Genomic DNA, 14,884 nt, shown 5'->3' with positions numbered 1-14,884 from the left:
ATAACCCCTTGTCGCAGGGCCGCCACGCTTCGCCGCGCGGGCCCCGCCCCGGGACATTCCTTAATTTGACTTTAGGAGAATGTCGCCACAGTCATACGACCTCGCGCCGGGGGGTTCTTTTTTTCAGACGGCGCCGCGATCTGGGGGCGGACAGCCTTTGTTCTTGCGCAGCGATCATGGCTCAGATCAGGCGGGGGGTACCGCTACCCTGTCGTTCGGCCGGGCCATCGTGCCGATGGCGGAGCCGAGCACGCTCGAGCGGCTGCGCGACGCGATCGCCCGTATCGACTGGGCACCCGATCTCGGATCGCAGATCGGCTCGCTCGACTGGTGGCGGGGTGCCGCGACCTGCGCCGCGCTCTGCACCGCCGGCTGGATGCTCGCCCCGGGCTTCGACACGAAGATCATCGGCGCCGCGCCGGCCGCGCTCGACGGCGATGCCTGGGACGAGGCGCGCGCCCAGTCGATCGCGCCGCTTGCCTGGGGTGCCGATACCGGGCGCCATATGGCGGCGAATGACCTTGTCGCGCCGCTCAGCCAGACGCCCGAACGCCCGATCGTCGATATCACCACCCTGTTCGGCAATGGCGACAGCTTCACCCGCGTCCTGCAGCGCGCGGGTGTTTCGGAAGGTGACGCCACCGCCACCGCCCGGCTCGTCTCGGGCGCGGTCGGCCTTGGCGATATCAAGCCCGGCACGCCGATCGACATGACGCTCGGGCGACGCCCGAACCGCAATGTCGCCCGTCCGCTCGATCTCCTGTCCTTCCGCGCGCGCTTCGATCTCAACCTCAGCGTGTCGCGCGTGAACGGCGCGCTCGCCCTGGCGCGCCATCCGATCGTGATCGATCATACGCCCGCCCGCTTCCAGGGCCTGGCCGGCCGAAGCCTCTACCGCTCGGCCAGGGCTGCAGGCGTTCCCGCCAAGATCGTCGAATCCTACATCAAGGCAATGGCGACGCGCCTGTCGGTCGGCCGCGACGTCGGTGCCGGCGACACCTTTGACATCATCGTCGAACAGGCTCGCGCCGCGACCGGCGAAGTCCAGATCGGCAACCTGATGTTCGCTGGCCTCGACCAGGGCCGCAAGAAGACCCAGCTCCTCAAATGGAATGACGGCCAATGGTATGAGGCGTCGGGCCAGTATGAACGGCACGGGACGATGGGCATGCCCGTCGCCGGCCATATCACCTCGACTTTCGGCTTGCGCCGTCACCCGCTGCTCGGCTTCACCCGGATGCACAAGGGGCTCGATATCGGTGCGCCCTATGGTTCGCCGATCCATGCCGCGATGGGTGGCGTCGTCGCCTTTGCCGGGCGCAACGCCGGCTATGGCAATTTCGTGAAGCTCGCGCATGGCGGCGGTATCGGTACCGGCTATGGCCATATGAGCCGAATCGCGGTGCATACCGGTACGCGCGTCTCGGCCGGCCAGGTCATCGGCTATGTCGGCTCGACCGGCCTGTCGACCGGCCCGCACCTTCATTGGGAGGTGTGGAAGAACGGCGTCGCGGTCAATCCGCGCTCGATGTCCTTCTCAAGCATGGCCCAGCTCACCGGCGAGGCATTGCGCGCGTTCAAGGCGCGCTATGCCGGCCTGATGGCGGTGAAGCCCGGCGCGCACTGATCGGCGGTCGGGCCAGGTTTCCGCCGCCGCGGTCAGCCGGTTCTGCGTCCGCGCGGGCTCGATCCGGTCCAGCGCTTGAACGCCCTTGAAAAGGAACTCGGGTCCGAGAAGCCGACCAGATAGGCGGTTTCGTTCACCGACGCCTTCCTGCCGCTCAGATAATGCAGCGCCATCCGGCGGCGCAGATCGTCGATCAGCGCTTCGAAGCGCACATCCTCTTCCTTCAGGCGGCGATAGAGCGATTGCCGGCTCATGCCGATCTGCCGCGCGATATCCTCCATGGTCAGGTCGCCGGTGTGCAGCAGCGGGATGGCGAGGCTTTCCACCCGGCCGCGCATCGTCGTCGCCTTCTCCAGGCTCTTCAGCAGGCGCTCGGCATGTTCGCTGAGCACCCCGAAGACATAAAGGTTCGGCTGGTGCAGCTCGATCGACAGCCAGGATGGGTCGATCATGATCGCGTTCCTGTCGCTGCCGAACGTCACCGGCACTTTCAGCACGCGCTCATAGTCGGCGGCATGGTCCGGTGCCGCATGGGTGACATGCACCGCCTTGGCAAAGGCTGCGTCGGGGAAATGCCGCATGGTCTCGGAAATGAAGCGCGACCAGGTCGATTCGGTCATTTCGGGAAAGGCGTTCGGGTCGCTGCGCATGTCGACCAGCCACAATTCACCGTCGATCGGGGTCAGCTGGAACCGCCCGCCGCTCACCGGGATATCGACCTCGGCGGTCAGGCGGCTGAAGCGGTTCAGCTCCATCAGCGCTGCGCCCATGGTCGGCGCGGCATAGCAGATCAGTCCGACGACCGAGATTTCCTTGAAATCCTTCTCGGCGCCCAGGTCGAGCGCCAGGGCGGGCGCGTCGCACAGCTCCTTGGCCGCCTTCATCAGCGCGACGTAGCGGGCCATCGGCACGCGACTATCGGGGTCGGCCAGCGCGTCGGGCACGATGCCGGATCGTTCGGCAAGCAGCGTCGCGCTGGCGCCCTTCGCCACCGCGAACTGCATCAGATTATGGGCATACCCCCCTGATACGGTCGGTTCGGGCACGCTTCTCCCCCTGCAACGCAAAGCCATGTTTTTGATCGTTCGCGTCATGTGCCCGGAATCCGGCGCGGACTAAAGCCCGGAGGATGGAAGAACCGAAGACGATGCAGATCGCGACCGCCGCCAGAGCCTTGCGGGCATCGGGCATGTTCTGGTTCCTGACGGCGCTGGCCGGCCAATGGCTGTTCGTCATCTATATCGCGGCATTCTACGGCGGGGCCGCGGCACGGGGCGCCTTTGCCGAGTGGAACGACGTGCTGGTCGGCGGCTATGTCGCCGGCGGTACCGTCGGCAATGTCGTGCTGGCGGCACATCTGCTGCTGGCTGCGGTCATCACCATCGGCGGGCCGCTCCAGCTCGTGCCGTGGATCCGCGCGCGGTTCCTGCCCTTCCATCGCTGGAACGGGCGGCTGTACATCCTCACCGCGATCGTGATCAGCCTTGCCGGACTCTATATGGTCTGGACCCGTGGTACCGCGGGCGGCCTGGCGATGTGGGTCGGGATCAGCATCAACGGGGTGCTCATCCTGGTCGCCGCCGTCACCGCGTGGCGCCTGGCCTTGGCGCGCCGGATCGCGGCGCATCGCCGCTGGGCGTTGCGCAGCTTCATCCTGGTCAGCGGGGTATGGTTCTTCCGGGTCGGGCTGATGTGCTGGATTCTGCTCAACCAGGGCCCGGTCGGCATCGGCAAGGATTTCGACGGGCCGTTCGTGCGTTTCTGGGCATTCGGCTGCTATCTCGTGCCGCTCGCCGTGCTCGAACTCTATCTGCGCGCGCAGGATCGCGGGACGCCGACCGGTCGATACGCGATGGCGGGCGGGCTGGCGGTACTGACGCTTGGCACGGGGATCGGGATCGTCGGCGCCGCGATAGGGATGTGGCTGCCGCGGCTGACCTGAGGCGCCCCGGCGATCAGCGTCCCTGGGATCGCCAGCGCTTGAGCGTGCGCCCGATGATCAGGTCTTCCTGGCCGACTTCGCGCCACAGTTCGGAGAAGAGCGGGTCCTCGGATGCGGGGCGCCTGTTCTCCTCGAGCCCGTCGAACGACACGCGGATCGGGATGGCGACGCCTTCGCCGCAGATGATGCACTCGCGGTTGCGCAGCGCCGGGATCGAATCGAGGAAGCCGCGCGCGCCTTCCGGCATGGCCGCGCGGACGAATGCCTGGTCGCGATCGTTGTTCAGGCGCATCGAGATGATCGTGCCGAGCTGCGACAGCACGCCTTCGGCAAGATCCGACGGCCGCTGCGTGATCAGGCCGAGCGACACGCCATATTTGCGGCCCTCCTTGGCGATCCGGCTGAGGATCCGGCCGACCGAGCTGTCGTCGGCATTGCGTTCGTTGGGGATGTAGCGATGCGCTTCCTCGCAGACGAGCAGGATGGGGCGCTGGGCCTCTCCGCGTGACCAGATCGCATAGTCGAACACCATGCGGCTGAGCACGGCGACCACGACCGAGGTGATTTCGGACGGCACGCCCGATACGTCGATGATCGAGATCGGCTTGCCGTCGCCCGGCAGGCGGAAGATCCGCTCGATGAAACCCGCCATCGTGTCGGCGACCAGCATGCCGGAGAACATGAAGCTGTAGCGCGGATCGGCCTTGATCTCCTCGATCTTGGTCTTGAGCCGAAGATAGGGCGCGGTGTCGCCGGCCCGGTCCATCTTGCCCATTTCGAGCTGGATCAGGTTGGTCAGGTCGCTGAGCAGATAGGGGATCGGCGCGTCGACCGTCAGCTTGGAGATTTCCTGCCCCAGCCTGCTCTTGCCGCGCGCCATCAGCAGGCATTTCGCCAGGATGTCGGCGTCGATCTGATGCTCCGAACCGCTCGAGGTGACGAACACCTCGCAATGCTCCTCGAAATTCATCAGCCAGTACGGCATCTGCAGGTTGGACACGTCGAAGGTCGCGCCATTGTCCTTGAACGCGGCGCCATATTCGCCGTGCGGATCGACCATCACGATATGGCCTTGCGGCGCGAGCTCGCAGATCCGGTGAAGGATCAGCGCGGCGGCGGTCGACTTGCCGGTGCCGGTCGATCCCAGCAGCGCGAAATGCTTGCCCAGCATCGCATCGACATACAGCGCGGCGCGGATGTCGCGGGTCGGATAGACGGTGCCGATCTCGATATTGGCGCGGTCGTCCGCGGCGTAGATCTGCTTCAGGTCGGCGGTCGTCACGGGGAACACGCGGCATCCCGGGGTGGGGTAGCGCGTCACGCCGCGACGGAATTTGTAGAGCTTGCCGGTCAGCTTCTCCTCGTCGCCCTCGCCGAGGAAATCGACCTGCGCGGCGATCCGGTCGGTTGATCCGTCCATGAGCTTCAGTGAACGGATATTGGCGATCAGCCAGGTGCTGCCGACACGCATCTTGATCTGGCTGCCGACCTGCCCGGCGCTTGCCGCCACCGGGTCGCTGTTCTGCGCGGCGGCGTCGAGCGCGCGCGCGTCCAGCATCACCTGGCTGCTCGATCCGGCGATCTCGAGCACGATGCCGATGCCGCCCCCCGCCGCGTCCTGCGGGGAGATTCCGGCACTTGTGGGAGCTGCTCTTTCGAAAGCGTTGCTGCCCAGCATTTCGGTCATTCCTCGGTTCCCCCGGGTGTCAAGAACCGAGCTATGCCGAGTGACTGGTAAATATTGGGTGTGCCGGGACATGGGGCGCATACGTAGGCCATATCCGATGGGCCAATCCCTTTCCGTCCGGGGCAAGCCTTTCGAGCCATTTGCCAGCTCGTGGCTCATATTATCTGAAATCGAAATAAAAACCTGATCAGGATAAATGCGTCTTCATTGGGTTGCAAATAGGCGTGGTTTCATCAATGATACGCGTCATAAAAGAGAGGGCACATCATGATCTCGATCGCGCGAATGAAGCATGTCGTTCTGTCCGCAACGGCATTGGCCCTGATCGCGCCCGCGATCCCGGCCCTGGCGCAGACTGCAGCCCCGGCACCCGCAGCATCCGCTGCCCCTGCAACCCCGGCCGCGCTCGCGGGGCTCGATGCCTATATCGAGACCGCCCGACAGACCTGGCAGGTGCCCGGCATGTCCGTGGTGATCGTGAAGGACGACAAGATCGTCTATTCCAGGGGCTTCGGTGTCCGTGAGGAAGGAAAGCCCGGAACGGTCGATGCCGACACGGTCTTCGCGATCGGCTCGACGACCAAGGCATTCACCGCGGCGGCGCTCGGCATGCTGGTCGACGAAAAGAAGATCGCCTGGGACGGTGCGGTGCATGATTACATGCCGTCGTTCGAGATGGACGATCCCTATGTCACCCGCCACGCCACGGTTCGCGACCTGCTGTCCCACCGGACCGGCGTGGTCACCAATGGCAACCTCTGGTACGGCTCCGGCTTCGATCGCAAGGAGATCATCCGGCGGATGCGGTTCCAGACCGAGTCGCTCGGTTTCCGCAACCAGTTCCAGTATCAGAACGAGATGTTCATCGTCGCGGGTGAGGTCGTCTCCTCCGTCGCCGGCATCAGCTATGACAGGTTCATCGCCAGCCGGATCTTCGAACCGCTCGGCATGCGCCGAAGCTACACCAGCATCACCGATCTCAAGGGGCTGGCCAATGTCGCGACCCCGCACGTGCTGGTCGATGGCAGGATGGTGCCGATCGGCTATCGCATGATCGACAATGTCGGCGGTGCCGGCGTGATCAATTCAACCGCGCGCGACATGGCGCAGTGGGTGCGCCTGCAACTGGGCGGCGGCATGTTCGAGGGCAGGCAGCTGATCGCCCCCGCCACCCTGGCCGAGATGCACACCGGCCAGATCGTGCCGCGCGGCGGGGCCAGCGCGACCTTCAAGTTCAGCGAATATGGCCTTGCCTGGGGCATCCAGGAATATCGCGGGCAGAAGGTCGTCGCGCATACCGGCGCGATCGACGGCATGCAGAGCGTCGTCGCGATGATACCCGACAGGAAGCTCGGCGTGGTCGTGCTGACCAATGGCTTGCGGACGATGCTGCCCACCGCCGTCGAGATGCGCGTGCTCGACGCTTTTCTGGGCGGTCCGGTGACCGATCACAGTGCTGTCCTGAAAAAGGCAAGCGACGACGCGGCCCGGGTCGCGCGCGAAAAGACGCCCCCGACGCCGGCAACGGTGTCGTCCCCCACCCTGCCGCTCGATCGCTATGTCGGCACCTATTCGAGCGCCATGCTGGGGGACATCGCGATCACGGTGGCCGACGGCAAGCTGGTGCTCGCGCGTCCGGTGGAGTCGGCGGTGCTCGATCATGTGGACAAGGACAAGTTCAAGGCGCTGTGGAACAGCCCCGGCCAGGCGACCATTTTCGGCCAGACCCCGGTGGGCTTCACCTTCGGGTCGGCGGGACAGATCACCGCGCTGGAGCTGGGTGGCGACAGGTTCGCGCGCAAATAGGGGGCGGGAGTCTGTTTCAGCAACGCTGGAACCGCGGCGGTCTGGCACCGATTCAGCGACGCTGAAAACGACTCTAGAACCGTCGCGCGACCCATCCCGCGGTCCAGCCGAACAGGATCGACAGCGCGACGGCGGTCAGGCCATAGGTGAAGGACCAGCGATCGGCGGAGCGCGCGACGAAGCGCTCGAACCCCGATTTGCGGATGTCGATATTGCGCGTCGCCGCCGCCAGCACGCGGCCGTCGCGGATCAGGAAGGTCTCGGCGGTGAAGCGGCCGACCGGCACGCGCGCCGGGATGGAGACGCGGGCGCGATAGAGCACGCCGTCGGTGATCTCGACCGCGCCCGGTGCCTCGTAATACAGGCCGGAACGGCGCTTGAGATCGACCAGCCCGCGCGCGAAACGATCCTGCTCGGCGGTCGGCGCGCTGCTGGCGGGCGACAATTGCAGGCTGTTGAGGCCCAGCTCGTAGATCGCCTGGGTCCGGCCGTCGACCAGCCTGCCGATCGGCCGCGACGAGGCGATCGCGTAGAAGCTTGGCGCTGAGCGGTAGCGCAGCCTCGCTGCGTTGACCCAGATGCCCGCCACCTTCTCCTTCTCGCGCACCAGGATCGACTGGACCGGTCCCTTCACCACCACGACGATGTCGGTCGGCTTGTCGTCATCGGGCAGCCGGCCGCCGGGATAGAGGATCGCGCCGAACAGCAGCAATTCGGCACCGGTGAAGCTGTAGGCGATCTCGATGTCGCGCTGGGAGACGTCGGGCACCAGGACAGGTTTGGACTGCCCCATCAGGAGCGGGACGAACAGAAGAAGGAGGCGCCGCCTTCCCGATGCAAGAACCCACTTCACGACAGCTCGACCGAATAGATTTCATCCGGCCGCCAGCCCAGACCCAGGCCGATGCGGAAGGCGACGAGCAGCACGATGACCGCCAGCGCGAGGCGGAGATATTCCGGCTTCACCTTGGCGGCGAAGCGCGCGCCGACCTGAGCGCCCGCGACCGACCCGAGCAGCAGCAGCGCCGCCAGCACGATATCGACCGCCTTGGTGGTGGTGGCATGGACCATCGTCGCCATCGCGGTGACGAACAGCGTCTGGAACAACGAGGTGCCGACCACGACCTGGGTGGTCATGCCGAGCAGATAGAGCATCGCCGGTACCAGGATGAAGCCGCCGCCGATCCCGAGCAGCATGGTCAGGATGCCGACGAAAAAGCCGAGCAGCAGCGGGGCGAGCGGCGAGATGTACAGCCCCGACCGGTAGAAGCGTGTCCGCAAGGGGAGCGCCGCGACGAGTGGATGGTGCCGGCGCTTGCGCGGGCGCGGCGGCGCGCCGGTACGGCTGGCATGGATCGCGGTCCAGCTTTCATGCGCCATCAGCCCGCCGATCGAGCCGAGCATCAGCACATAGACGATCGCGATCACCGTATCGATCTGGCCGCTCGCCTGGAGCAGCTTGAACAGCCAGCCGCCGAACAGCGAGCCGATCAGGCCCCCCGCGACCAGCACGCCGCCCATCTTGGTATCGACCCCGCCGCGCCGGATATGCGCGAACACGCCGGAGACGCTCGCGCCGGTCACCTGGCTCGCGGCCGAGGCGGCGGCGACGGTCGGCGGGATGCCATAGACGATCAGCAGCGGCGTGGTCAGGAATCCGCCGCCCACCCCGAACATGCCGGAGAGCAGCCCGACACCCCCGCCGAGCAGGACGATGACAAGCGCGTTCACCGACAGGTTGGCGATGGGCAGATAGATGTCCATTGACCAAGGCGGATATCCTGTTCGGCGCGTCGCGGAAAGCGCGACGCGGAGAATTCGGCAAGATGCGGGCGGTTCGCGGCAACGCGCGGCAAGGATGTCCAGTTATTGCCGTCGTCGGGCGGCCACTTCCGGCTGGACTTGAACCCGTATCGGGCCTTAGCGTGTGGCCGACTTTCCGGGAGAGTTCGATGAAGCTCGCACTGCGTCTGGCACTGCTCGGACTGGCGCTCGCGCCCGTCGCCGCGCTCGGTGACAACAGCCCGCAGGTGGTGATGGCGACCCCCGGGGTCGGCGATGGCGGCTCGATCAGGTCCTTCACCGCGCGGTTCAGCCAGCCGATGGTCCCGCTCGGCGATCCCCGGGCGCCGTCGCCGTTCGGCGTCACCTGCGCGGTCGATGGCGAAGGGCGCTGGGTCGATCCGCAGACCTATGTCTACGACTTCAGCGGTCCGCTCCCCGGCGGCACGACCTGTAGCTTCAAGCTCAAGACCGGGCTGAAGAGCGTGTCGGGCTATGCCGTCACCGGCCAGCAGGATTTCAAGGTCGATGCGGGCGGCCCGGTCGCCCGCGCGATCCTGCCGGCGCAATATGACGGGGAGATCGAGGAGGATCAGGTCTTCCTCGTTGCCGCTAACATGCCGGCGACCGCCGCGTCGGTCGGCGCCAATGCCTATTGCGCGGTGGACGGGATCGGCGAGAAGATTCCAGTCGACGTGCTTGCGGCCGATGTGCCGGGAAAGCTGCTCGGCGAGATGGGCACCGGCAACTGGAACGTGCGCAGCTTCCTCGAAAATGCCGGCCTCCCGGCGGCGGTGCCGGCCGATGCGGCCGATCGGCAAAAGGCTTATGCCGCCGTCACCGCGCTCAAATGCCGCCGTCCGCTGCCCCCGGGCCGCGACATGGCGCTGGTCTGGGGCGCGAATATCGCCGGCACTGGGGGCAAGCTTGCCGGTGCTGAACAGCGCTTCGACTATACCGTGCGCAAGCCCTTCACAGCGCGCTTCGAATGTTCGCGGGTCAATGCCCAGGCCGGGTGCAGCCCGGTCGAGAAGGCCTATGTGCGTTTCACCGCGCCCATTCCGATGAGCATGGCGGAGCAGATCCGCGTGACCACCGCCGACGGCAAGGCGATCGCGCCGGTGTTCGACAAGGACGAACAGAAGAAGGCGACGATCAGCAACGTCACCTTCTCCGCGCCGCTGCCGCCCGCGACCGCCGCGAAGCTGACCCTGCCCGCCGGGATCAAGGACGAGAGCGGCCGGACGCTGGCCAATGCCGAGCGTTTCCCGCTCGATGTCCGCTTCGACGAGGCGCCGCCGCTGGTGAAGTTCGCCGCTCCCTTCGGTATCCTCGAGGCGAAGGAGCAGGGTGTCCTCCCCGTCACCGTCCGCAATGTCGAGCCATCGCTGCAGGGCCTGAGCGTGCCGGTCGCCGGCCAGTCGCTGCGCGTCGACGGATCGGACGGCAAGGTCGCCGAATGGCTGCGCACCGTCGACAAGGCGGGCAGCTATGAGAGCCATCAGGTCAAGCAGGGCACCGAGACGGTCACCGTCAACGACACCGGATCCAGATCGATCCTCGCCGGAGCCGGCGGTGCGCCGCTGCAGGTCGGCTTGCCCGGCAAGGGCAAGGATTTCGAGGTGGTCGGCATCCCGCTCGGTAAGCCCGGATTCTATGTGGTCGAGCTGGCCAGTCCGGTGCTCGGCCAGGCGCTGCTCGGCCGCAAGGCGCCGCGCTATGTCGCGGCGGCGGCGCTCGTCACCAACATGGCGGTGCATTTCAAATGGGGCCGGGAACGCAGCCTTGCCTGGGTGACTCATCTCGACACGGGCAAGCCGGTCGCCAATGCCGTGGTGCGCATCACTGACAGCTGCACCGGCGGCCTGCTCGCGCGCGGCATTACCGACGCCAGCGGCGGCGTGTTCGTGCCGCAGGGCCTGCCCGAGCCGGAGACCTATGGCAGCTGCGAGAACGGCAGTTCGCATCCGCTGATGGTTTCGGCGCGCGAGGGCGACGATTTCAGCTTCACCCTGACTGCCTGGGGCGACGGCATCCGGCCGTATGATTTCGACTTGCCCTATGGCTATCAGGCCAAGGGCGATATCCTTCACACCGTGTTCGATCGCGCACTCGTCCGCCAGGGCGAGACGATCAACATGAAGCACATCCTGCGTACCTCGATCGGTGCCGGCTTCGGCATGGCGCCCGCGCTCGAGGGGGTCCTGCGCCTGTCGCATCGTGGCTCCGACACCCAGTTCGACCTGCCGCTCAAGATCGACGCGAACGGCATCGGCGAATCGAGCTGGACCGCGCCGCAGGGTGCGCCGATGGGCGATTATGATCTGCAGGTGATCGTCGGCGACAAGACGATCTACACCTCCCAGTCGTTCAAGGTCGACGTCTACAAGCTGCCCACCATGCGCGCGACGGTGACCGGGCCGAAGGAAGCAGCGGTCAGGCCGAAGACGCTGCCGCTCGACCTGTTCGTCGGTTATCTCTCGGGCGGCGGTGCCTCCAACCTGCCGGTCGACCTGCGCGTCGGCTATTTCGGGCGGAGTTCAACGCCCGAGGGGTATGACGGCTACAGCTTCGGCGGCACCGCGATCCAGGAAGGGACGCGCCCGCTCAACGGCGATGGCGAGGAGGAGCAGACCCCGCTTCCGCCGACCCAGACCCTGCCCGCCACGCTCGGCGGCGACGGCACGGCCAAGTCGGTCATCGAGGTGCCGCAGGGCCTGGACGGCGCGACCGACATGCTGGTCGAGATGGATTATCAGGATGCGAATGGCGAGGTGCTGACCGCATCGCGCCGAATCCCGATCTTCCCCTCGGCGGTGCAGCTCGGCATCAAGACCGATGGATGGCTGATGAAGCAGGACGATCTGCGCCTGCGCTTCGTCGCGCTCGATACTTCGGGCAAGCCGCTCGCCAACCAGAAGATCTCGGTCGCGCTCTACAGCCGCAAGATCCTGACCGCGCGGCGCCGGCTGATCGGCGGCTTCTATGCCTATGACAACCAGATGAAGACGGAGAAGCTGGCCGGTACCTGCACCGCGACAACCGACTCGCTCGGCATGGCGCAGTGCAAGGCCGACCCCGGCGTCTCGGGCGAGGTCTATGCCGTCGCGACCACGACTGACGCCAACGGCAATGTCGCGCGCGCGACCCGCTCGGTCTGGCTCGCCGGCGACGATGACTGGTGGTTCGGCGGCGACAATGGCGACCGGATGGACGTCGTGCCCGAAAAGACCGCCTACAAGGCGGGCGAGACAGCGCGCTTCCAGGTGCGCATGCCTTTCCGCGAGGCGACCGCCCTGGTCACCGTCGAGCGCGAGGGCGTGCTTGCCTCCTATGTGACGACCCTGTCGGGCACTGATCCGGTGGTCGAGGTGAAGATGCCGGGCTCCTACGCGCCCGACGTGTTCGTCTCGGTCATGGCGGTGCGCGGTCGCGTTCAGGGCGGCTTCTGGAGCTGGCTCCACGGCATCGCGCAGAGCCTCGGCCTCGCAGGCGGTCCGCCTGCCGCGCCGGAGCCGACCGCTCTCGTCGATCTCGCCAAGCCTGCCTACCGGCTCGGCATGGCCAAGGTGAAGGTCGGCTGGGAGGCGCATCAGCTCCAGGTCGCGGTCAAGGCCGACAGGGAGAAATATGCCGCGCGCGATACGGCGCAGGTCGATGTCCAGGTGAAGACCCCCGACGGCAGGCCCGCGGCCACTGCCGACGTCGCCTTCGCGGCCGTCGACGAGGCGATCCTGCAGCTCGCCCCCAATGAAAGCTGGGACGTGCTGACCGCGATGATGGGCGAGCGCTCGCTCTCCGTCCTCACCTCGACCGCTCAGATGCAGGTCGTCGGCAAGCGCCATTACGGCCGCAAGGCGGTCGAGGCGGGCGGCGGCGGCGGCAACGACATGTCGGGGCTCAACCGCGAGAATTTCCAGCCGGTGCTGCTGTGGAAGGGCCGGGTCGCGCTCGACCAGAACGGCCATGCCAGGATTCCGGTGGTGATGAGCGACGCTTTGTCGTCGTTCAAGCTTGTCGCCATCGCCACCGACGGCGCGCAATTGTTCGGCACCGGCATGGCGAGTGTCAGGACGGCGCAGGACCTGTCGATCTTCGCCGGCCTGCCGCCGCTCGTCCGCACCGGCGATTATTTCGCGGCCGGCTTCACGCTGCGCAATGGTTCGGACAAGCCGATGAAGGTCACGGCCACGGTCGACGTCACTCCGCGCGTCGCAGAGGGCAAGCCGTTGACGGTGGTCATCCCGGCCGGCGGCGCGACGCCGGTGGCCTGGAACCTCACCGCGCCGGGCAATATCGCCAACCTCCGCTGGCATGTCAGCGCCAAGGCGGAAAACGGCAAGGCGGTCGACCAGCTCACGGTCAATCAGGACGTGATCCCGGCCGTGCCCGTCGAGATATGGGCCGCGACGCTCGCCCGGGTCGGCACCGACACTTCGATCCCCATCGCGCCACCCGCCGGCGCGCTGCCGGGCCGCGGTTCGGTGGATATCAGGCTTGACGACACGCTTGCTCCGCCGCTTGCGGGCGTCCGGGCCTTCATGTCGGCCTATCCCTATGACTGTTTCGAGCAGCGCCTGTCGCGCATCGTCGCGCTGGGCGATTCAGCTGGCTGGACCGCGCTGGCGGGGGCTATCCCCACCTATCAGGCGCCTGACGGGCTGTTGCGCTTCTGGCCGTCCGACACGCTGCAGGGGTCGGAGATCCTGACCGCCTATGTCCTCTCGCTGACGGCCGACGCCGGCCTGCCGATCCCCGAGGCATCGCGCACGCGCATGATCGAAGGGCTGAAGGCAGTGCTCGACGGGCGGCTGCGGCACGAAACCTATGGCGATGTCCGTCTCGAAAAGGTCGCCGCCTTCACCGCGCTGGCGCGGGCCGGTGTCGCCACCCCGGCGATGCTCGGCCAGATCAGCATCACGCCGAAGGAGATGCCGACCGCGAGCGTGGCCGATTACCTGATGGCGCTCGACAAGGTCCCCGGCCTCGCCAACGGCCCGGCGCTGAAGGCGGCGGCGGAGGCGGTGATCCGCTCGCGCATCGCCTATGAAGGCACGCGGCTCGACCTGACCGACGCGTCGAGTTCGGCCTGGTGGCTGATGTCGTCAAGCGACGAGGCGTCGATCAAGGCGCTCCTCGCCACGCTCGGCCGGCCCGGCTGGCAGGACGATGCGCCGAAGATGATGGTCGGCGTCGCGCTGCGCCAGGTTCGCGGCCATTGGGATACGACAACGGCCAATGCCTGGGGCAGTGTCGCCGCGCGCAAGTTCGCGACGCTTTACCCGGCGGAGGCGATCGCCGGCACGACCTCGCTCGTGCTGGGCAGCCGCACCGTGTCGAAATCATGGCCGCTTTCGGTCGATCTGCGCCAGGCGAGTTTCCCGCTCCCCGCCGCGCAGACCCCGCTCCGCCTGTCGCAATCGGGTGGCGCTGGCCCCTGGGCGAGCGTCTCGGTCTCGGCGGCGGTGCCGCTGACCAAGCCGCTCAATGCCGGCTACCGGATGTCGCGCAAGATGGACGTGGTGCAGGCGCGCACCAAGGGCGTGCTGACCCGCGGTGATGTCGTGAAGGTGACGATCACGGTAGAGGCGACTGCGGAACGCAACTGGGTGGTGATCGACGATCCGATCCCGGCCGGTGGCACCATCATCGGCGATCTCGGCGGCCAGTCGAAGATCCTTGCCGACCAGGGCAGCAATGGCGGCGGCTTCGATTTCGTCGCGCTCGACGGCGACGGCAAGCTCTGGAACGTCGAGGTCGGCGCCCAGCTCGCCTATGTCGAGCGCGGCAATGAATCGTGGCGCGCCTTCTTCTCCTGGCTCCCCAGGGGCAAGCTGACGGTCAGCTATCTGGTTCGCCTCAACGGCGCCGGCCGGTTCAACCTGCCGCCGTCGCGGGTCGAGGCGATGTATTCGCCAGCGATCCGGGCCCAACTGCCCAATGCGCCGATGACGGTGGCGCAGCGGTGACGAGTCGCTGCCTTGCCTGATCCGGGGAGATTGCTCTCCGCGGGCGCGGAAGCGGTGAAGGCTGGCGGGCG

The 14,884-nt window shown here is 66.8% G+C and carries 8 protein-coding genes; 4 read left to right on the top strand and 4 right to left on the bottom strand.

Annotated elements, in window-relative coordinates; genetic code table 11:
* Nucleotides 1–157: 157 nt before the first annotated feature.
* A complete protein-coding gene (locus tag P0Y59_17795) occupies nt 158–1,627 on the top strand; it encodes a M23 family metallopeptidase (protein ID WEJ98777.1) in 1,470 nt (489 codons plus the stop codon).
* A gap of 32 nt (nt 1,628–1,659) precedes the next feature.
* On the opposite strand, the gene P0Y59_17790 is transcribed toward P0Y59_17795, so the two are convergent.
* On the bottom strand, nt 1,660–2,673 hold the full coding sequence (locus tag P0Y59_17790) for an AraC family transcriptional regulator (protein WEJ98776.1): 1,014 nt from the start codon (nt 2,671–2,673) through the stop codon (nt 1,660–1,662).
* 83 nt (nt 2,674–2,756) lie between these two features.
* Here P0Y59_17790 and P0Y59_17785 point away from each other — a divergent pair, with 83 nt between their 5' ends.
* Nucleotides 2,757–3,569, top strand: coding sequence for a DUF2306 domain-containing protein (locus tag P0Y59_17785; protein ID WEJ98775.1), 813 nt, complete (start codon nt 2,757–2,759; stop codon nt 3,567–3,569).
* 13 nt (nt 3,570–3,582) lie between these two features.
* Here the strand turns inward: P0Y59_17785 and P0Y59_17780 are convergent, their stop codons facing one another.
* Complete coding sequence (locus P0Y59_17780) at nt 3,583–5,256, bottom strand: DUF87 domain-containing protein (protein WEJ98774.1); 1,674 nt, start codon at nt 5,254–5,256, stop codon at nt 3,583–3,585.
* Nucleotides 5,257–5,541: 285 nt separating this feature from the next.
* On the opposite strand from P0Y59_17780, the gene P0Y59_17775 reads away from it, so the two are divergent.
* Complete coding sequence (locus tag P0Y59_17775) at nt 5,542–7,062, top strand: serine hydrolase (GenBank protein WEJ98773.1); 1,521 nt, start codon at nt 5,542–5,544, stop codon at nt 7,060–7,062.
* A 73-nt stretch (nt 7,063–7,135) separates the two neighbouring features.
* Here the strand turns inward: P0Y59_17775 and P0Y59_17770 are convergent, their stop codons facing one another.
* Nucleotides 7,136–7,855, bottom strand: coding sequence for a TIGR02186 family protein (locus P0Y59_17770; protein WEK02617.1), 720 nt, complete (start codon nt 7,853–7,855; stop codon nt 7,136–7,138).
* A 56-nt stretch (nt 7,856–7,911) separates the two neighbouring features.
* Nucleotides 7,912–8,826, bottom strand: a complete 915-nt coding sequence (locus P0Y59_17765) for a sulfite exporter TauE/SafE family protein (GenBank protein WEJ98772.1) — start codon at nt 8,824–8,826, stop codon at nt 7,912–7,914.
* Between the two features lie 188 nt (nt 8,827–9,014).
* Here P0Y59_17765 and P0Y59_17760 point away from each other — a divergent pair, with 188 nt between their 5' ends.
* Entirely contained in the window at nt 9,015–14,813 is a 5,799-nt protein-coding gene (locus P0Y59_17760; protein ID WEJ98771.1) for an MG2 domain-containing protein, read from the top strand.
* The last annotated feature ends 71 nt before the right edge of the window (nt 14,814–14,884 follow it).

It is taken from the genome of Candidatus Sphingomonas phytovorans (assembly GCA_029202385.1).
In the GTDB taxonomy this organism is placed as follows: domain Bacteria; phylum Pseudomonadota; class Alphaproteobacteria; order Sphingomonadales; family Sphingomonadaceae; genus Sphingomonas; species Sphingomonas phytovorans.
The sequence above is the reverse complement of the archived record's forward strand: the minus strand, read 5'-3'. Positions and strand labels throughout refer to the sequence as shown.